This is a genomic window from Rhizobium sp. C1 (assembly GCF_021026335.1).
GTDB lineage: Bacteria > Pseudomonadota > Alphaproteobacteria > Rhizobiales > Rhizobiaceae > Ensifer_A.
Window position 1 is genome coordinate 92,005 of the sequence record NZ_JAJNCY010000010.1, and the last position, 18,807, is coordinate 110,811.

The following is an 18,807-nucleotide window of genomic DNA, read 5'->3' on the forward strand; positions in this document are numbered from 1 at the left end:
GTTGCCTGACCCGGCCTTGGCGAAAGCGCAAGCCTTCTTGCTGCCGGAATAGGCGGCGAAACTTGTGCGAAGCTGGGCTGAAACCCGAAAGGGTAGGTGCGTAACGAGTGAAATGCGTAGTCGGTCTGTTCGGGGCGGAGCGGATCGATTTTTTGGAATGACAGCCCGGCCAAGAGAGATACGAGGCTCTGGTCGGTGTGGATAAGAGAAGTTAGAGAGGCGGCTCATGACGATGGCACAAGCATCGGTGCGCGCACGCGAAAGCGGCGCAGCGCCAGTGATCGGTTCGTCCGAAATTCAAGCGGCGGGGAACAATCAGACAATGGGAAATAACGCTTTGTTCGAGCGTTTCAGCGCCCGGCTCAAAGCCAAGGTTGGTGCTGACGTCTATGCAAGCTGGTTTGGCAGACTGAAGCTGCATTCCGTTTCGAAGAGCGTTGTCAGACTGACCGTTCCGACGACATTCCTGAAGTCCTGGATCAACAATCGCTATCTCGATCTGATTACGGCGCTCTTCAAGGAAGAGGATGCCGAAATCATGAAGGTTGAAATCCTGGTTCGTACGGCGGCCCGTGCGTCCAAGGTCACAGCCGACGACGACGTCGCAGATGCCCCGCCCGCTCAGGCGGCTCAGCCGCAGAGCGCTCGCCGGATGTCCGCGCAGCCGATCGCGCAGATCGCATCCTCCGTTGCGCCGTCGTCCTGGCAGGCCAGCGCCGCGACGCCGCTTTTCGGCTCGCCGCTCGATGCGCGCTATACCTTTGCATCCTTTGTCGAGGGCAGTTCCAACCGCGTGGCGCTTGCCGCCGCCAAGACGATTGCCGAAGCCGGTGCCGGCGCCGTGCGCTTCAACCCGCTCTTCGTTCATTCGAGCGTGGGCCTCGGGAAGACGCATCTTCTGCAGGCCATTGCCGCTGCCGCGATCAACAGCCCGCGCAATCCGCGTGTTGTCTATCTGACCGCTGAATATTTCATGTGGCGCTTTGCTGCCGCCATCCGCGACAACGATGCGCTGTCGCTGAAGGAATCGCTGCGCAATATCGACCTTCTGATCATTGATGACATGCAGTTCCTGCAGGGCAAGTCGATCCAGAACGAGTTCTGCCATCTCCTCAATACGCTGCTCGACAGCGCCCGTCAGGTCGTCGTTGCTGCCGACCGTGCGCCGTGGGAACTGGAATCGCTCGATCCGCGCGTCCGTTCGCGCCTCCAGGGTGGCGTTGCCATCGAAATGGAAGCGCCGGACTATGAAATGCGCCTCGAAATCCTCAAGCGCCGCCTCGAGGTCGCGCGTGCCGACGATCCGTCGCTCGATATTGCCGAAGGCGTTCTCGACCACGTCGCCCGTCGCGTCACGGCCAGCGGCCGCGAACTGGAAGGCGCGTTCAACCAGCTTCTGTTCCGCCGCTCCTTCGAGCCGGATCTGTCGATGGAACGCGTGGATGAACTCCTGGCCCATCTGGTCGGCGCCGGCGAACCCCGCCGCGTCCGCATCGAGGACATCCAGCGCGTCGTCGCCCGTCACTATAACGTGTCGCGCCAGGAGCTCGTCTCCAACCGTCGCACCCGCGTGATCGTCAAGCCGCGCCAGATCGCCATGTATCTGTCGAAGACGCTGACGCCGCGCTCCTTCCCGGAAATCGGACGCCGTTTCGGCGGGCGCGATCACACCACGGTTCTGCATGCCGTGCGCAAGATCGAGGAACTGATCGCCGGTGATACGAAGCTCAACCACGAAATCGAGCTGCTGAAGCGCCTGATCAACGAATAGTCGGTTAGGCTATCTATTTAAAAAGGCCGGTAGCGATGCCGGCCTTTTTTCGTTTGTTTGGGCCTCATCCCGCGCTATATTCCGTTTGATATAACGCTGGAGGGGGTATGGTCCGCGAAAACGAAATCCGTGAGAACGAAGTCTCCGTCAACCCGCCTGCCGCGCAGGATGCGGGCTTGGAATTCATCGGCCGCATCTCGACGCCCTGGACGTCGCGCATGGAAACGCCGCGCCAAGGGCGTCATGATGGCCCGGTTTGCGTAATCGAGGTCTTTGCGCCATGGGATCGGGCGCTTGAAGGTGTTGCCAAGTTCGAGCGGTTGGAAGTGCTCTATTGGCTTGATCGCTCCCGCCGCGATCTCGTGCTGCAAAGCCCGGCCTCCAATGGCACGGTGCATGGCACCTTTTCGCTGCGCACACCCGTGCGGCCTAACCCGATCGGAACGTCCATCGTGGTGCTGGAAAAGATCGAAGGCAGCCGTCTCTTCGTCCGCGGCCTCGATTGCCTCGACGGCACGCCGCTTCTCGATCTGAAACCGGATCGCACGCTCTTCAAGCCCATCGCACCGCCGCAACCGGGCGATTTCCAGACGGGTGAGGCTGGGGGCGTGCATTATTGCCAGAAGGCGTGAGACAAGGTCTCAGCAGGCGAGATCAGCCACCACGCTGTCGAGGATCAGCATGCCCGAGGGCGTGCAGCGCAGGCGCGAATTGCCGAGCCGCTCGATGAAGCCATGGTCGAGCAGCAACTGCTCACGCTTCGGATCGGGGTCGCGGCCGGAAAGCGCCTGCCAGCGGGCAAGGTCGACACCTTCGCGCAGGCGCAGGCCCATCAGCAGCAGTTCATCGGCCTGTTCTTCCGAATCCAGCAGCTCATGATCAATCATGCCGTGGCCGCGGGCTTCTACGAGCGAAAGCCAGGCCTCCGGGTTCCGCTCCGTGGCGGTCGCAATTTTCTGTCGGCCCCGCGAAATACGGCCATGTGCGCCGGGACCGATGCCGGCATAATCGCCATAGCGCCAATAGGTGAGATTGTGCCGGCTTTCGGAGCCCGGAACGGCGTGGTTCGACACCTCATAGGCCGGCATGCCGTGGCGCGCGGTGATCTCCTGCGTTGCCTCGTAGAGAGCCGCCGATTGATCGCCATCGGGCACGGTAAACTTGCCCGCCTTGTGCAGCCCGAAGAAGGGGGTCCCTTCCTCGATCGTCAGTTGATAGAGCGAGAGGTGATCGACGGCCAGATTGATCGCCTCGACCAGTTCCTTGTTCCACGCTTCGACCGTCTGACCGGGCCGGGCATAGATCAGGTCGAAGGACATGCGCGGGAAGATCTCGCGCGCCAGCCTGATGGCGGTCAGCGCCTCTTCGACATTATGGAGGCGGCCGAGGAACTTCAGATCCCGATCGTTCAGCGCCTGCACGCCCATCGAGACGCGGTTGACACCGGCGGCGCGATAACCACGGAAACGCTCGGCCTCGACGCTCGATGGGTTGGCTTCCAAGGTGATCTCGATGCCCGCCGGCACATGCCACGTATTGGCAACGCCGTTCAGGATCGCCTCGACGGTCGCCGGCTGCATCAGCGAGGGCGTGCCGCCGCCGATGAAGATGGAGGTGACGGTGCGTGGGCCGGAGAGCTCGCGCGCGGCGGCCATCTCTTTCAGGAAAGCCTCGACAAAGCGCGGTTGGTCGACCGGCTGATGGCGCACATGGCTGTTGAAGTCGCAATAGGGGCATTTGGCCGCGCAGAAGGGCCAATGCAGATAGACGCCGAAGCCGGGATCGCCCGTATCGGGGAGAATTTGGCCGTCCGCGTGTAGCATCATCACGCCTCAAGGCAGGTTTCGACGAAAAGCTTGAACGCGCGGGCGCGATGCGAAAGGGCTGCTGCGTCACCCGGCTTCCAGCCATGCTTTTCTTCCGCCGACATTTCGCCGAACGTCACGCCATAGCCTTCCGGCTTGAAGATCGGATCGTAGCCGAAGCCTGCCGTGCCGCGCGGCGGCCAGACGAACGTGCCTTCCACCTCGCCACGGAACATTTCCGTATGGCCGTCTGGCCAGGCTAGGCACAGCACCGACACGAAGCGGCAGGTCCGCTTTTCCGGGATCGTCGCACCCTTTTCCTGCAAAGCGGTCTCGACCTTCTGCATCGCCATCTGGAAATCGCGCGTGCCGTCGCCCGTCTCCGCCCAGTCGGCCGTATAGACGCCCGGCGCGCCATCGAGCGCATCGACGACAAGCCCGGAATCGTCGGACAGGGCGGGGATGCCCGCAGCCTTGGCAGAGGCGAGCGCCTTGATCGCGGCGTTTTCTTCAAACGTCGTGCCGGTCTCGTCAGGAACGGCGAAGTTCAGTTCGGCCGCAGATGTGGCAGTAAAGCCCATAGGGCCGATCAGGTCGTTGATCTCACGAATCTTGCCGGCATTGTGGCTGGCGACGACGATCTTTCGGGTCTCGAGCTTGCGCATAATCAAAGGTTCCAGAGTTTGGCTTCGGCGCATTCCAGGCTGTTGCCGGCCGGATCACGAAAATAGAGGGACCGCGCGCCGTTCGGCCAGCGGAAATCCGCTTCGATTGCCACGCCTTCCGCCTCGAGACGGACGCACATGGCACCCATCTCTTCGCCTGCAACGCGGAAACAGGCGTGGCCGGCTCCGCGCGCGCCATGCGGCGGCACCGGCATGTCGGGATTATGCGGCGGCAGTTCCGTCGCATCCGGATTGAAGATCAGCAGAACGCCCTGGCCGCAACGGAAGAAGATATGCCGCCCCTCGACATGAGTGATTTCGGCAAGGCCAAGAACCCGGCCATAGAAATCCGCCGCAGCATGAAGGTCAGCGGCGTAAAGCGCCGTTTCCAGGACCCCTTCGATGCGTGCGGCGCCGGCCATGCTCTCCCTCAAGCCGAGACGGCTTCCTTCTGCAGGGTTACGAGATCGGCGATGCCGGCCTTGGCCAGACCCATCAGCGTGGCAAACTCCTCTTCCGAGAAAGGCTTGCCTTCAGCCGTGCCCTGGATTTCGACAATGCCACCGGCACCCGTCATCACGAAATTGGCGTCGGTTTCGGCGGAGGAATCTTCGAGATAGTCGAGGTCGATGACCGGCTGGTTCGCAAAGATGCCGCAGGAAATGGCTGCAACGTGATCCTTGAGTACACGGTCCATCTTGATCATGCCGCGCGTTTCCATCCATTTCAGGCAGTCGCGCAATGCAATCCAACCGCCGGTGATCGAGGCCGTGCGTGTGCCGCCATCGGCCTGGATGACATCGCAGTCGACGGTGATCTGGCGTTCGCCCAGCGCTTCGAGGTCGACCACAGCCCGCAAGGAACGCCCGATGAGGCGCTGGATTTCCAGCGTGCGGCCGCCCTGCTTGCCGCTCGCGGCTTCGCGCTTCATGCGGTCGCCCGTGGCGCGGGGCAGCATGCCGTATTCGGCCGTCACCCAGCCCTTGCCGGAATTGCGCAGCCACGGCGGCGTCTTGTCTTCAAGGCTTGCCGTGCACAGTACATGCGTGTCGCCGAACTTGACGAGGCAGGAGCCTTCCGCGTGCTTGGACACGCCGCGCTCGAACGTCACCTTGCGCATCTGGTCGGTCTTGCGTCCCGAAGGCCTCATCGATCTCTCCTTGTTTGTTTTGCGCTCTTCTAAGACCCGCTACCGCCTTTTGCAAAGAAAAACGGAACTCTGGTTTTCAAATCCTGTTTGCTTGACCGGCGTCCATGTCTATATTTCAGGGAGAATGATGATGGAGAGCATGCAGGGCACATGATCGGTTGGGATAGACGGATCGGTCAAACGCTGGATACGGGCCGCACGCTGGATGAGCGCTCGGGCGAGATTTTCCGGCGCATCGTGGAAACCTATCTGCAGAATGGCGAGCCGCTGGGCTCGCGCAATCTCTCGCGTCTTCTGCCCATGTCGCTGTCGCCCGCCTCCGTGCGCAACGTGATGAGCGATCTTGAGGAATTGGGCCTCATCTATTCGCCTCATATCAGCGCAGGCCGTCTTCCGACGCAGCTGGGCCTGCGCTTCTTCGTCGATGCCTTCATGCAGGTGGGCGATCTGTCGCCGGAAGAGCGGACCTCGATCGAGGCGCAGATGCGCTCCGCCGAGCGCGGTCAGCAAACGGATAATCTGCTCAGCGAGGCGAGCCGCATGCTCTCCGGCATGTCGCGCGGCGCGGGCCTTGTCGTGACGACCAAGAACGATCCGGTCCTCCGTCACGTCGAATTTGTCCGGCTCGGTCCGACCAAGGCGCTGGCCGTTTTGGTAGGCGAGCATGACGAGGTCGAAAACCGGATCATCGAATTGCCGGCGGGGACCACGAGTTCGCAGCTCACGGAAGCTGCCAATTTCCTCAACGCTCATCTCTCCGGCCATACGCTGGCGGAAATCCGCAATCAGACGGAAGTCATTCGCCGGACGATCAAGGCTGAGCTGGACACACTGTCGCAGGATCTGGTTGAGCGCGGGCTGGCCGTCTGGTCGGGCACAAGCGAGTTGGAGCAGACATCGCAGCTCATCGTGCGCGGCCAGTCCAACCTCATCGAAGGGCTGGACGATCAGGCCGATATCGACCGGCTGCGCATGCTCTTTGACGATCTGGAGCGGAAGGAAAGCCTGATCGATCTGCTGAACCTCGCCGAAACGGGGCCGGGGGTTCGCATCTTCATCGGCTCGGAAAACAAGCTCTTCTCGCTCTCCGGCTCCTCGCTGATCGTCGCGCCCTATCGCGACAGCGAGCAGAAGATCGTCGGCGCCGTCGGCGTCATCGGCCCGACACGGCTCAACTATGCGCGCATCGTACCGATGGTGGACTACACCGCGCAGCTCATATCAAAGCTGAGTTCTCCCGGCTGACAGCGAACAAACGCCCGGATTGTCAACAACTGGGCTTTCAAGCCTTGATTTTTCAAGCTCGAACATCGATATCGGGCGCAACCCCTCAAGAACCACAATCTGGAGACCGTCATGACCGACGACACGAAGAAGAACGGACCTGACGAAGCGGCAAATGACCTCGGTGCAGCCGCCGAAGCCGTGAATGCCGAAGCCGCTGAAGCCGGTGCGCAGACTGCGGAACAGGAACCGGATCCGATAGACGTCTTGAAGACCGAGAATGCCGACCTGCGCGACCGCTATCTGCGCCTCGCCGCCGAAATGGACAATCTGCGCCGCCGCACCGAACGCGACGTGAAGGACGCCAAGTCCTATGCGATCGCCGGTTTCGCCCGCGACATGCTCGGCGTTTCCGACAATCTGCGCCGCGCGCTGGATGCCATCCCGGCTGAAGCAAAGGAAGCAGGCGAAGCAGGCCTCATGGCGCTGATTGAAGGCGTGGAACTCACCGAACGCTCGATGCTCGCCGCCATGGAACGCCACGGCGTGAAGAAGCTGGAGCCGGAAGGCCAGAAGTTCGACCCGAACTTCCATCAGGCCATGTTCGAAATTCCCAACACCGAAGTCCCGAACAACACGGTTCTCCAGGTCGTCCAGGCCGGCTACGTCATCGGTGAACGCATGCTGCGTCCGGCCATGGTGGGCGTCTCGAAGGGCGGTCCGAAGGTGGTGGCGCCTGAAACGGCTGATGAAGCGAAATAATCCTTCGCATTCGATCGGAAGTGACGGGCGGCCTGGCCGCCCGTTTTTCTTTGGAGCCTCGGTCAGCGGTCGATGAGCAAAACCTTGCCGCATGCTGAAAGCGTTTCCGCATCCGCAAGTGCTGCCGAAATGTTCGCAAGGCCATGGCGGCTCCGCACGGCCGTGGTCAACCGCCCCGAAGCGATCAAACTTGTCACCTCGGCATAGGCGGCGTGGAGACGTTCGCGCGGTGCCGTATGCACCCATTGCCGCAGATGAAAAAGATGGAAGCGCATATCGGGGTGATCGTTCCAGGCCTCTGCCGGGATTGGCTGGCCTGAGAGCAGGCCGTAGTGGATGAACTGTCCGGCGGGCTTCAGGCATGCGGCGAGCGCTTGCGCTTCCGGTCCGCCCACGCAGTCGAAGATCGTGTTGAGGCTCTTCGGGCCTGAATGCTCCAGGAGCATCATCGCCGCAGACCGATCATGTTGCCCGCGAAGCACGACAGCGTCCAGCCCGGAAAGACCCGCCTCGGCCTCTGAACTGCGAACCAGTGCGAAGGGCCGAATTCCTCTTGCATTTGCTATGGCGACCAGCATCCGCCCGATGGCGGAACCCGCGGCCGTGATCGCAATCCGGTCACCGGGCTTGAGCCCCGCCACCTCAGTCATCATCAGCCATGCCGTCATGGGATTCACATAGCTGCACGCCGCCTGTTCGTCGGATAGCGCATCTGGCAGGGGAAGGCACCAGTCCGGCGTGGTGTCTTTGAAGTCTTGCCAGCCGCCAGCGGTGCCAACGGGCAAAACCCGCATTCCGCACTTGATGTTCCGGACGGCGGCGCCGATGTCCTCAACGATCCCGGCCGCCTCGAAACCCGGCACGAAGGGCAGAGATGTGCGCGACGGATAGGCGCCGGATATCGTGATCAGATCGGAAGGATTGATGGAGCGCGCCGTCAGGCGAATGCGCACCTTGTCGTCATCCAGCGGCGGAAGGCTGACGGTTTCCATTTTGACAACGCCGGATGCGCGCCCGAATTCGCGGACGATGGCGCGCCTCGCGTCAACCATCAAGCTGCGTTCGTTCCCGCGTCCTGATTGAGGCAGGCGAAGATGGCGGGCGCGGTGTCGCAGGCGCGCAGCCGTGCTGTCAGGTCCTGGTCGCGCAGAACGCGGGCGACGCGCGACAGCGCCTTGAGGTGATCGGCGCCGGCACCTTCCGGTGCCAGAAGCAGGAAGACGAGATCGACAGGCTGGTCGTCCAGCGCCTCAAAGGCCACGGGCGTGTCCAGACGCGCAAAGACGCCGGCGATCTTCTTGATGGAATTGAGTTTGCCGTGGGGAATGGCGATGCCGTTGCCGACGCCGGTCGAGCCGAGACGCTCGCGCTGCAGGATGACATCGAAAATTTCTCGCTCCGGCAGCCCGGTCACGGCTGCTGCCTTTTCCGCGAGTTCCTGAAGCAACTGCTTTTTGGAATTGGCCTTCAGAGCCGGAATAATCGCATCCTGTTGCAGCAGATCTGCCAATGCCATTCGATGTTCCCCGTTCTGAAGCTGAAAGAAAGGCGGGCGCGCGGCTTTGGCGCGCCCGCCCGCTTTATCAGCCCTTGACACCGGCCGGATCGATCCAGCCGATGTTGCCGTCGTGGCGGCGATACACAATGTTCAGTTGTTCGTTACCCGCATTGCGGAACACGAAAACCGGTTCGTCGGTCATGTCGAGCGCCATTACGGCGCCGGCGACAGTCATGGTTCTGAGCCGTTTCGTGCTCTCTGCGATGATGGCCGGTGCATAGTCTTCCGGCACTTCCTCGACCTCTTCCGAGATCGAATCGATGACGGAATAGGGCATTTCGGTGTGTTGCCCATTTCCGGCATGGTGGTCGCGCAGGCGGCGCTTGTAGCGCCGAAGTCGCTTCTCGATCCGCTCGGCTGCCGCATCATAGGCCGCCTGGGGATCGTTCGCCTCGCCGGCCGCGTGAAACACGACGCCCGTATCGAGGTGAATCTTGCAATCCGCCGCATAACGCGACGAACCCGACTTTTCCACCGTCACCTGGCCGGAATAGCCTCCATCGAAATATTTCCCCACCGCGTCTCCGACATGGCTCTCGATCCGCTGGCGGAACGTTTCACCGACTTCCATATGTTTTCCGGAAACTCGCACACTCATGGTTTTACCCTTCTTGTGTATTGATTTGCGAGAAACAGTCTATTCCAAGCTGCCTTCGCATCCAAGCGATTCCGACAATACTTTCGGCCTTCCATGGGGTGCGGCGCGCTTCTACTCCGGGGCTCGGAGCAAGTCAACACGCGGAACGGGTGGCCGACAGTTCCCCACGGATTGTTAGGCAAGAATTTCAGGCCTGGTGTCAGGAGGCGATGCGGGCCATCGCCTTCTTCTCCCGCCGGCGCTGGACGGAGGAGGGAATGTTCATCGCGTCGCGATATTTGGCGACCGTCCGCCGCGCAAGATCGATACCGGCCGCCTTGAGGATATCGACAATGTCGTCGTCAGAAAGCACGGTATCGGCGGTTTCTTCGTTGATCATCGCGCGGATCCGATTGCGCACCGCTTCGGCTGAATGACCGTCGCCGCCTTCGGCAGAAGAGATCGAAACGGTGAAGAAATATTTCAGTTCGTAGACGCCGCGGGGCGTCATCATGAACTTGTTCGAGGTCACGCGGCTGACGGTCGATTCATGCATCTTGATGGCATCGGCCACCGTCTTCAGGTTGAGCGGCTTCAGCCCGTCGACGCCCCTGCGCAGAAATCCGTCCTGCCGGCGCACGATTTCGCTCGCCACTTTCAGGATCGTGCGCGCCCGTTGGTCAAGGCTGCGCGTCAGCCAGTTGGCGTTCTGCATGCATTCGCTGAGGAAAGCCTGATCCGCGCTGTCCCGCGGCGCATGCCGGGAGACTTCCGCATAATAGGACTGATTGACGAGCACACGCGGCAGCGTGTCCGGGTTCAGTTCCACGTTCCAGCCGCCATCGGCCGCCGGGTTCACGACGATATCGGGAACGATGGTTTCGGATGCCGAGCGCGTGAAGGCGCTCCCGGGCTTCGGATCGAGCCGGCGGATTTCGGCGAGCATGTCGAGAAGGTCGTCCTCGTCGACCCCGCACAGCTTTTTCAGCGACTGGAAATCGCGCCGTGCCAGCAGTTCGAGATGGCTGACAAAAGCCGACATGGCCGGATCGAGCCGGTTCTTCTGACGCAGCTGGATGGCCAGGCATTCGCTCAAGGAGCGGGCGAAGATGCCTGCCGGTTCCAGCGTCTGCAGGATCGACAGGACGCGTTCCACATCGCCGACAGGCCGGCCGATGCGTTCCGCCACGCTTTCCAGTTCCGGCAGGATATAGCCGCTGTCGTCCAGAAGATCGACCAGATGCTGGGCAATCAGGCGATCGGCCGCGCCCGAGACGGCAAAGGGGATCTGCTGGTTGACGAATTCGCGGAGCGACAGGCCGGCGGCAGCGAAATCGTCCATGTCGAAATCATTGCCGTCGTCGCCCTGTCCGCCCGGCATCGACTTCCATTGGCCGACAAGTTCGGGCGAATCCGGCCTGCGTTCAGCCTGATCGGTGTCGAAATCCGGCTCGAAATTGGCATCAAGCTCCTTGGTCAGCCGCTCGGCCTGGCCGGTATTGGCGGTCTCGAACCAGTCGCTGTCGCTGCGCGGCGCCATGGCAGCGTCGGACGACATGTCCGGCCCGTCGTCGCTCACGGGGGCTGGTGCACCATCGGATGGTGAAATTTCCAGGAGCGGGTTCTTCTGGACTTCCTGTTCGATGAATTGGGTTAGCTCGAAATGCGTCATCTGCAAAAGCTGGATCGACTGCATGAGCTGCGGCGTCATCACGAGCGATTGCGATTGCTTCAAGTGAAGGCTGGCTGACATGGCCATGATGAACGCAGAACTCCCGACTTTGCATTCGACAGGATCTGCGCTCTCCCGGCGGGCAGTATCTGTCTGGCCCGAAAATTGCTTGGTTTCCCTTTCGCGGTCAAGAGCCAAACACGGATTCGGTTAAAATCAGGATCAGTTGTGCGACCCGAGGCTGAAAAATCGCCTCAGAGGCTGAAATTGTCGCCGAGATAGAGCCGGCGCACATCGGCATTGTTGACGATATCGTCCGCGCGACCATGGGTCAGCACTTCCCCGGCATGGATGATATAGGCCCGGTCGATGAGGCCGAGCGTCTCGCGCACATTGTGGTCAGTGATGAGAACGCCGATGCCGCGGCGGGTCAGGTGCCGCACCAGATTCTGGATTTCAGACACAGAGATCGGGTCGACGCCGGCAAAGGGCTCGTCGAGCAGCATGAATGCGGGCTCGGTGGCCAGCGCGCGGGCAATTTCGAGACGCCGCCGTTCGCCACCCGAAAGCGCGACCGCCGGCGACTTGCGCAGATGCTCGATGGAGAATTCCTCCAGAAGCTCGGTGATCTTGCTCTCGCGCTTGGCTTTGTTCTTCTCGCGCACCTCGAGAACGGCCCGGATGTTTTCCTCGACCGTCAGCCCGCGGAAGATCGAGGCTTCCTGCGGCAGATAACCGACGCCGAGACGCGCGCGGCGGTACATCGGCATGGAGGTGACGTCATGGCCATCAAGCTCGATCGTGCCCGAATCGACAGGAACAAGCCCGGTGATCATGTAGAAACAGGTCGTCTTGCCGGCCCCGTTCGGCCCGAGAAGGCCGACGGCCTCGCCGCGCTTCAGGATCAGTGAAACGCCGTTGACGACGCGCCGCGAGCTATAGGTCTTAGTCAGCTCGCGCGCGACCAGCGTGCCTTCGTAGCGTGTGGCATGGCTGTCGCTCTCATGCTCGCCGGCACCTTTCGCCGGACCCGTCTGGGCGTTCCTGTTCAGCAAGGAGATCACCGTTTATTTGCTGCGCGATTTGGGGTCGAGCTGAATCTGGACGCGGCCGCCGCAGCTGTCGAGCTGGGCCTGTCCCGTATCCATGTGCACGGTCAGCCGGCAGCCCGTGAAAACGTTGTTGCCGTCGGAGAGCACCACCTGCTTGCCCTCTAGCACGATCAGCTGCTTGGCCATTTCGAAATGGCCGCTGTCGGCGGTTGCGGTCTGCTTGTCGGAATTCAGAACCACGCCGCCATTGACGAGAATGCGGTCGATGTCGCCATTACCGGCATTGGTCATCGCCCCGCCGGCCGCAGGCGCGCCATCCTTGCTCGAAGACTTGTAATAGACCGTCATCGTCTTCGACTTCAGCATCGTCGTGCCCTGAGTGGCGACCACGTTGCCGGTAAAATCGGCCCGGTTTTCCTTGTCCTTGATCTCCAGCTTGTCGCTTTCGATATGGATCGGCTTGTCGTTGGACAGCGCAATCCCGTCCATCTTGCTGGCTGTCGCCTGGGAATAGGCGTTGGCGGGCGCAATGGCGAGCGCAGCAATCACCAGGCAAAACGTGAGATTGGCTTTGGCGGGCATGAATTAATTGCCTTTTTCATGAATGACGTCGGCATGCATGTTCACCTGCACCCCGCCATCGAAGACGATCGTCTGGCCCTTATCTTCGATATTGATGCTTTGCGCAACTACGGTTGCCTTGGGCGCCGTGATGGACACGGTGTCTTTCGAAGTCATCGTGCCGTTCTTGACGTCGAGCTTGGCGGAGCGGAAGTTGGCGATCAGCCCGCTCGAAAGGTGCAGCGAGAAGGGTTGCGTCATGTCGAGCGTGTTTGCGCTGCGATCATAGATGCCGCCCTTCGCATTCACCTTGGCAATGATCTGGTCATTGACCGGCATCTGGGCCGCAATGTTTTCCAGTGTCATGATATTGGGCGATGCGATGCTCTGCAGGGCGCGCGCGGCGGTCATCGAATAGAAGATGCCATCGGCATTGCGCCCGGAAATCGCAGGTTTTTCCATCACGATCTGGCCGTTCTCGATCGTTGCGCCCTTCACCTCGATATTTTCGGGCAACAGGCTTCTAACGATCGATACCGCGACAAAGATCAGCGAAATCGCGACGGCCGAAGCCGGCAGCAGAATCTTCAGCCGCCGTACGCGCTGGGAATGGCGCACAGCCTGAGAATAGGCCGCACGGCGGGCATCAAGCTCGCTGCCTCCCATGCTGTTCATCTCCAAGCTCGCCATCTCGTCCCTGTGTTGAAGTGGATGTCACAATAGCCGAAGCGCTAGACGCGGAATATGGTTATTTTCGCGCCGTAAACAATCGCGAGAGTGCCAAAAAACATCGGCTGCCTTATAATTTTGTCCGGGACGCATGATCTGACCGGCTCTTGAGGCAGTTTTACGGCATCTGGCGGCTTCCGGATTTGCCGCGAAGCCTTTATGGCTATGCCAATCGCTCTTGTCCGGAACGAAAGCGGCCATCGGGCCGGTCGCCACCGGGCCCGTTTCGTGAAGGAAATGCCGCATGGACAATGGAATTGCCGATCGCCGCGCGCTTCGCCGCAAGGTCACCTTCTGGCGCAGCCTTGCCATCGTCGTTCTGGTCGTGGTGCTGGCGGCCGTCTGGTTCCGTTGGCCCGGCGTCGACAGTCCGGCGGTGAACCAGATCGCCCGCATCTCGATCACCGGCCTCATTCAGGACGATCAGGATCTGACGGCCCGGCTGGACCGCATCGCCAGGGCCGACAATGTCAAGGCGCTGATCGTCGACATTTCCTCCCCCGGCGGCACGACCTTTGGCGGCGAAACCATCTACAAGGCGCTGCGCCGCGTGGCTGAAAAGAAGCCTGTCGTGTCCGACATCCGGACGCTGGCGGCCTCGGCCGGCTACATGATCGCGCTGGCGGGCGACCGGATCGTTGCCGGCGACATGTCGATCACCGGCTCGATCGGTGTGCTCTTCCAGTATCCGCAGGCCAAGGAATTGCTCGACAAGATCGGCGTCTCGCTGGAATCGATCAAGTCGGCGCCGATGAAGGCCGAGCCGTCGCCCTTCAATCCGCCGAGCGATCAGACCAAGGCGATGATCAATGCCATGGTCCAGGACAGTTTCCAGTGGTTCGTGGATCTGGTGGCCGAGCGTCGCAAGATGACGCATGATCAGGCCATGGCCGTCTCCGACGGCGCGATCTTCACCGGACGGCAGGCCCTGAAGAACGGGCTGGTCGACGAGCTTGGCGGCATGCCGGAGATCAAGGCCTATCTGAAGACCCGCTCCGTCGATCCCAACCTGCCGGTCATCGACTGGAAGCCGGTTCCGCAAGGCTGGGCGGCGATGTTGCCCGGAGCCCTGATGCAGGCCGCCGAACGCTCCGGTCTCACTGCCGATTTTCCGGCAAGCGCATTGAAAATGCTAGGTATACAGCACTTGTTCCTTGACGGCCTTGTTTCCGTTTGGCAGGTTGATCGCGACTAAAGACCCGAGGCGCCATGCGCCTTGGCAAAAACAGAGTGCAAAGATTTCGCTCCGGCGTACCGGCTTCGGCAATGTTCGAATGCCGGCGTCAGCCGGAAAACGGAAATGATCGAGGGGGAAGACGTGATAAAGTCCGAATTGGTGCAGATCGTTGCTGCGCGCAATCCACATCTCTATCACCGCGATGTGGAAAACATCGTCAATGCCGTACTCGATGAGATCACGGATGCGCTGGCTGGCGGCAATCGCGTCGAGCTTCGCGGCTTCGGCGCCTTTTCGGTTAAGAATCGCCCCTCCCGCTCCGGCCGCAATCCGCGCACGGGCGACGCGGTTTTCGTCGAGGAGAAGTGGGTTCCCTTCTTCAAGACCGGCAAGGAACTTCGCGAGCGTCTGAACCCGGGTCAGGCCGACGAGGACGATTGAGCCTTTCGGCTGCCGTGCCGGCTTGAAAGCGCCGCATATCCCTTTATCTTAGGAGACGGATCGGAAGATATCTTCCGGTGTGTCAAATTGTGCCTGCTGGAGCCTGCGCATGACGAAGAAGCTGATCAATCTGGTGATCCTCCTGCCGATCGCCATCATCCTCATCGTGCTGTCGGTCGCCAATCGTCACGCGGTCACGCTGTCGCTCAACCCGTTCGAGCCATCTGACCCGGTCCTGTCGCTGACTGCGCCGTTTTTCGTCTATCTCTTTCTGGCCGTTATTCTTGGCGCGCTGATCGGTTCTAGCCTCACGTGGTTCTCGCAGGGCAAGCACCGCAAGCAGGCTCGCCGGCAGACGCAGGAAGCCGCCCGCTGGCAGGGCGAGGCTCGGCGCAATCAGAAGCGCGCCGAAGAACTCGCCCAGCAGGTTCTCCTGCCGGTCTCGGCTTCGAAGTAAACCGGGAATCAGATCAGCTTCCGCTGACCGCCTTGTTGAAGTCCGCAAAGAACTGGCCGGCCAGCTTCTTGGCGGAGGAATCGATCAGGCGCGAGCCGAGCTGAGCCAGCTTGCCGCCGATCTGCGCGTCCACCGTATAGGCGAGGATCGTCTCGTCGCCGTCTTCCGTCAGCGTCACTTCCGCGCCGCCCTTGGCAAAGCCCGCAATGCCGCCCTTGCCTTCACCGGAAATCTTGTAGCCGGCCGGCGGGTTGAGGTCGGAGAGCGTGACCTCGCCCGAAAAGGTTGCGGAAACCGGCCCGATCTTGATCTTGACGGTGGCCGACATTTCGGTTGGTGAGGCCATCTCCAGGCTCTGACAGCCCGGAATGCAGGCCTTCAGGATTTCGGGATTGTTCAGCGCCGCCCAGACGACTTCGCGTTTGGCTGCAATGCGCTCTTCGCCGCTCATATCCATCGTGATCGCTCCTCCCAAATGCGTGGCTCGAATGCGAGCCGTTCTTGATGAATGCTATAATATCACTTGAGGGATAAGTCTTTGCCAAGAGAGCACTTAATGTTATTTCGTGCCGATAGAGCCGAATTTGCGACAGTCGCGATTTTTGGCCCCAGGTTTGTCAGGGAAAAGCGGAGCTCTGTTTTCCCGGAAGGACAAACGGAAACAAAAGAAGCTAGATTTCGGCCCGATCCGGTTGGAAGCTAGGAAAGTGTGAATTTTGACGAAGACGACAAAGATGCGACGCGGCGGCCCTCCGGGTTCTGGTCCGGCATCCGGCCGGGTGGAAAAGCGCGAGCGTCCGCGCCAGGCGCCTGTGCCGGCCAAGGATGCGCGACCCAAGGCAGTGGCCGAGAGGAATGCCCCGCTGAAGCAGGAGCGCGCAGCGCCTGCCGCGCCCGAGCGCCCATTGATGACCCGCACCGGCGACACGCCCGCCGAGCGCATACCGGTCATTCTCGAAAATCAGTCCTCCGCCGGCTTCCGGCTGATCGACAGCGGTGCCGGCGAGAAGCTCGAGCAATATGGCGATTATCGTGTCGTCCGCCCTGAAGCCCAGGCGCTCTGGCAGCGTTCGCTTCCAGCCAGACACTGGGAGCATGTCGACGCCGTCTTCACCGGCGACACCGACGAGGACGGCATGGGTCGCTGGCGCTTCCCAAAGGGCGCGCTGGGCGAAACCTGGCCTATGCAGCTTCTCGACGTCGATTTCCACGGCCGCTTTACGAGCTTCCGCCATGTCGGCGTCTTCCCGGAACAGCAGGTTCACTGGGACTGGATGCGACAGGAGATCGAAAAGGCCAAGCGCCCGGTCAAGGTGCTGAACCTCTTCGGCTATACCGGCGTCGCATCCCTGATTGCCGCCGCCGCCGGTGCTGAAGTGACCCATGTCGATGCGTCCAAGAAGGCCATCGGCTGGGGCCGCGAGAACCAGGCGCTCGCCCGTCTTGACAAGGCCCCGATCCGCTGGATCTGCGATGATGCGATGAAATTCATCGCGCGCGAAGAGCGCCGCGGCAATCGTTACGACATCATCCTCACCGACCCGCCGAAATTCGGCCGTGGTCCGAATGGCGAAGTCTGGCACCTCTTCGACCATCTGCCGCTGATGCTCGACATCGGCCGGGAACTCCTGAGTGACAAGGCGCTCGGCTTCGTCCTGACCGCCTATTCGATCCGCGCCAGCTTCTATTCGATCCATGAGTTGATGCGCGAGACGATGCGCGGCGCCGGCGGCGTCGTCGAATCCGGCGAACTCATCATCCGTGAAAGCGGTCTCGATGGCTCTGAAAAGGGCAGGGCGCTTTCCACTTCCCTCTTTTCGCGTTGGGTGCCCGCATGAGCGACGCCACGAAGGGCGGCCCCGGCCGCGTCGGACAGGTCAAGGAAGTGACAAGCCTTGCCAATCCGATCATCAAGGATATCAAGGCGCTCTCCCAGAAGAAGGGCCGCGAGGAAACCGGAACCTTCATGGCCGAAGGCCTGAAGCTCGTCATCGACGCGCTGGAACTGGGCTGGGCGATCAATACGCTGATCTATGCCAAGAACGCCAAGGACAAGCCGCTCGTCACCAAGGTTGCCGCCCGCACGGTGGCCGCCGGCGGTCTCGTGCTGGAGGTGAGTGAGAAGGTTCTCTCCGCCATCACCCGCCGCGACAATCCGCAGATGGTGGTGGGCGTCTTCAAGACGAAGTGGCGCTCGCTCTCTGATATCCGTCCCTCCGCCAACGAGACCTATATCGCGCTCGACCGCGTGCGTGATCCCGGCAATCTCGGCACGATCATTCGAACTGCCGATGCGGCGGGCGCCTCGGGTGTGATCCTCGTCGGCGAATGCACCGATCCTTTCTCGCTGGAAACCGTGCGCGCCACCATGGGCTCGGTCTTCGCGCTGCCCGTGACCCGCGCCACGCCGGAAGAATTCCTCGCCTGGAAAAAGGGAGCGGGCGTCTCTGTCGTCGCCACGCATCTCGCCGGCGCAGTCGATTACCGCACCGTGGATTACAAGAAGAAACCGGTCGTCGTCCTCATGGGCAACGAGCAGCAGGGGCTGCCGGATCAGCTGGCCAAAGAGGCCGATCAGCTGGCGCGCATTCCGCAGGCGGGTCTTGCCGATTCGCTCAATCTGGCTGTCGCCACCGCCGTGATGCTTTTCGAGGCGCGACGGCATCTGCTGACGTTGGAGCCGCGGTGATGGAAAAGGTCTCGCTTTTTTCCCGCGCCGTGCCGGCAGTCCTGTTCATCGTCGCGCTGCTGATCGTCGATCAGATCACAAAAATCGCGGTGGATCATTATCTGCCGCTGCAGGAGCCGGTTCATCTTCTGCCGGTTCTTGCGCTTTACCGGACCTACAATACCGGCGTCGCCTTCTCGATGTTCGATGAGATGCCGGGCTATCTGATTGTCGGTCTGCGCCTTGCCATCGTCGCCTTCGTCACCTGGCTCTGGCTGAAGACCCCGACCTCGCGCTGGATCGCCCATCTCGGCTTCGCTCTGGTCATTGCGGGCGCCTTCGGCAATCTCATCGACCGGTTTCTCTACGGCCATGTCATCGATTTCGTGCTCTTCCACATCGGCACATCGTGGTCCTTCGCCGTCTTCAATCTCGCCGACAGCTTCATCACCGTGGGGGCCGTTTTGATCGGTTTTGATGAAATCTTCGGAAGCACCGAAAAATCGCAATGAAGGATTAACGAAGCCCGGAAACACTT

At 61.3% G+C, this 18,807-nt stretch carries 21 protein-coding genes and 1 pseudogene; 10 read left to right on the forward strand and 12 right to left on the reverse strand.

Going from position 1 to position 18,807, the window contains the following annotated elements; all coding sequences use genetic code 11:
* The first annotated feature begins 232 nt into the window (after positions 1-232).
* Both dnaA and tsaA read left to right on the forward strand, forming a co-directional pair.
* Positions 233-1,771, forward strand: coding sequence for a chromosomal replication initiator protein DnaA (dnaA, locus tag LQK83_RS18540; RefSeq protein WP_442966796.1), 1,539 nt, complete (start codon positions 233-235; stop codon positions 1,769-1,771).
* 107 nt (positions 1,772-1,878) lie between these two features.
* A complete protein-coding gene (tsaA, locus tag LQK83_RS18545; protein ID WP_230838890.1) occupies positions 1,879-2,403 on the forward strand; it encodes a tRNA (N6-threonylcarbamoyladenosine(37)-N6)-methyltransferase TrmO in 525 nt (174 codons plus the stop codon).
* Positions 2,404-2,412: 9 nt separating this feature from the next.
* Here tsaA and hemW read toward each other — a convergent pair whose 3' ends face one another.
* From hemW to rph, 4 genes are read right to left on the reverse strand one after another with little or no spacing between them, the layout of a single operon-like run.
* A complete protein-coding gene (hemW, locus tag LQK83_RS18550) occupies positions 2,413-3,597 on the reverse strand; it encodes a radical SAM family heme chaperone HemW (RefSeq protein ID WP_230838891.1) in 1,185 nt (394 codons plus the stop codon).
* A complete protein-coding gene (rdgB, locus tag LQK83_RS18555) occupies positions 3,597-4,241 on the reverse strand; it encodes an RdgB/HAM1 family non-canonical purine NTP pyrophosphatase (RefSeq protein WP_230838892.1) in 645 nt (214 codons plus the stop codon). Before rdgB ends, hemW begins: the two co-directional genes overlap by 1 nt.
* A gap of 2 nt (positions 4,242-4,243) precedes the next feature.
* Positions 4,244-4,663 (reverse strand): VOC family protein, encoded by a 420-nt coding sequence (locus tag LQK83_RS18560; protein WP_230838893.1) that lies wholly within the window; start codon positions 4,661-4,663, stop codon positions 4,244-4,246.
* An 8-nt stretch (positions 4,664-4,671) separates the two neighbouring features.
* A complete protein-coding gene (gene rph / locus LQK83_RS18565) occupies positions 4,672-5,391 on the reverse strand; it encodes a ribonuclease PH (protein ID WP_230838894.1) in 720 nt (239 codons plus the stop codon).
* A 150-nt stretch (positions 5,392-5,541) separates the two neighbouring features.
* Between rph and hrcA the strand changes: the two genes are divergently transcribed.
* On the forward strand, positions 5,542-6,636 hold the full coding sequence (hrcA, locus tag LQK83_RS18570) for a heat-inducible transcriptional repressor HrcA (RefSeq protein WP_230838895.1): 1,095 nt from the start codon (positions 5,542-5,544) through the stop codon (positions 6,634-6,636).
* Positions 6,637-6,747: 111 nt separating this feature from the next.
* On the forward strand, positions 6,748-7,377 hold the full coding sequence (gene grpE, locus LQK83_RS18575; protein ID WP_230838896.1) for a nucleotide exchange factor GrpE: 630 nt from the start codon (positions 6,748-6,750) through the stop codon (positions 7,375-7,377).
* A 62-nt stretch (positions 7,378-7,439) separates the two neighbouring features.
* On the opposite strand, the gene LQK83_RS18580 is transcribed toward grpE, so the two are convergent.
* The 7 genes and pseudogenes from LQK83_RS18580 to LQK83_RS18610 all read right to left on the reverse strand — a co-directional run bounded on the left by LQK83_RS18580 (position 7,440) and on the right by LQK83_RS18610 (position 13,472).
* Positions 7,440-8,429 (reverse strand): zinc-dependent alcohol dehydrogenase family protein, encoded by a 990-nt coding sequence (locus LQK83_RS18580; RefSeq protein ID WP_230838897.1) that lies wholly within the window; start codon positions 8,427-8,429, stop codon positions 7,440-7,442.
* Positions 8,429-8,893 (reverse strand): PTS IIA-like nitrogen regulatory protein PtsN, encoded by a 465-nt coding sequence (gene ptsN / locus LQK83_RS18585; RefSeq protein ID WP_230838898.1) that lies wholly within the window; start codon positions 8,891-8,893, stop codon positions 8,429-8,431. The genes LQK83_RS18580 and ptsN overlap by 1 nt, the downstream gene beginning before the upstream one ends.
* Before the next feature lie 67 nt (positions 8,894-8,960).
* Positions 8,961-9,533, reverse strand: coding sequence for a ribosome hibernation-promoting factor, HPF/YfiA family (gene hpf, locus LQK83_RS18590; protein ID WP_230838899.1), 573 nt, complete (start codon positions 9,531-9,533; stop codon positions 8,961-8,963).
* Positions 9,534-9,732: 199 nt separating this feature from the next.
* Entirely contained in the window at positions 9,733-11,271 is a 1,539-nt protein-coding gene (rpoN, locus tag LQK83_RS18595) for an RNA polymerase factor sigma-54 (RefSeq protein WP_230838900.1), read from the reverse strand.
* 167 nt (positions 11,272-11,438) lie between these two features.
* Positions 11,439-12,167 (reverse strand): annotated as a pseudogene (gene lptB, locus LQK83_RS18600) (LPS export ABC transporter ATP-binding protein); the annotation flags it as partial.
* 84 nt (positions 12,168-12,251) lie between these two features.
* Complete coding sequence (locus LQK83_RS18605; RefSeq protein ID WP_230838901.1) at positions 12,252-12,818, reverse strand: LptA/OstA family protein; 567 nt, start codon at positions 12,816-12,818, stop codon at positions 12,252-12,254.
* Positions 12,819-12,821: 3 nt separating this feature from the next.
* The gene (locus LQK83_RS18610; RefSeq protein WP_230838902.1) at positions 12,822-13,472 is read right to left on the reverse strand and encodes an LPS export ABC transporter periplasmic protein LptC; all 651 of its coding nucleotides are present in this window, start codon (positions 13,470-13,472) and stop codon (positions 12,822-12,824) included.
* Positions 13,473-13,770: 298 nt separating this feature from the next.
* On the opposite strand from LQK83_RS18610, the gene sppA reads away from it, so the two are divergent.
* From sppA to LQK83_RS18625, 3 genes are all read left to right on the forward strand, one after another.
* Positions 13,771-14,721 carry a signal peptide peptidase SppA gene (gene sppA / locus LQK83_RS18615; protein WP_230838903.1) on the forward strand — a complete coding sequence of 317 codons (951 nt, stop codon included), beginning with the start codon at positions 13,771-13,773 and terminating at the stop codon, positions 14,719-14,721.
* Between the two features lie 123 nt (positions 14,722-14,844).
* Positions 14,845-15,144, forward strand: a complete 300-nt coding sequence (locus LQK83_RS18620; RefSeq protein ID WP_109858354.1) for an integration host factor subunit beta — start codon at positions 14,845-14,847, stop codon at positions 15,142-15,144.
* Between the two features lie 109 nt (positions 15,145-15,253).
* Positions 15,254-15,601: a LapA family protein gene (locus LQK83_RS18625; protein ID WP_230838904.1), complete on the forward strand. Its 348-nt coding sequence runs from the start codon at positions 15,254-15,256 to the stop codon at positions 15,599-15,601.
* 13 nt (positions 15,602-15,614) lie between these two features.
* On the opposite strand, the gene LQK83_RS18630 is transcribed toward LQK83_RS18625, so the two are convergent.
* Positions 15,615-16,058, reverse strand: a complete 444-nt coding sequence (locus LQK83_RS18630; protein ID WP_230838905.1) for an SRPBCC family protein — start codon at positions 16,056-16,058, stop codon at positions 15,615-15,617.
* A 277-nt stretch (positions 16,059-16,335) separates the two neighbouring features.
* On the opposite strand from LQK83_RS18630, the gene LQK83_RS18635 reads away from it, so the two are divergent.
* The 3 genes from LQK83_RS18635 to lspA are packed head-to-tail and all read left to right on the forward strand — an operon-like array spanning position 16,336 to position 18,781.
* A complete protein-coding gene (locus LQK83_RS18635) occupies positions 16,336-17,439 on the forward strand; it encodes a class I SAM-dependent methyltransferase (protein WP_230838966.1) in 1,104 nt (367 codons plus the stop codon).
* Complete coding sequence (locus LQK83_RS18640) at positions 17,436-18,290, forward strand: TrmH family RNA methyltransferase (RefSeq protein WP_230838906.1); 855 nt, start codon at positions 17,436-17,438, stop codon at positions 18,288-18,290. Before LQK83_RS18635 ends, LQK83_RS18640 begins: the two co-directional genes overlap by 4 nt.
* Positions 18,290-18,781: a signal peptidase II gene (lspA, locus tag LQK83_RS18645; RefSeq protein ID WP_230838907.1), complete on the forward strand. Its 492-nt coding sequence runs from the start codon at positions 18,290-18,292 to the stop codon at positions 18,779-18,781. Before LQK83_RS18640 ends, lspA begins: the two co-directional genes overlap by 1 nt.
* The last annotated feature ends 26 nt before the right edge of the window (positions 18,782-18,807 follow it).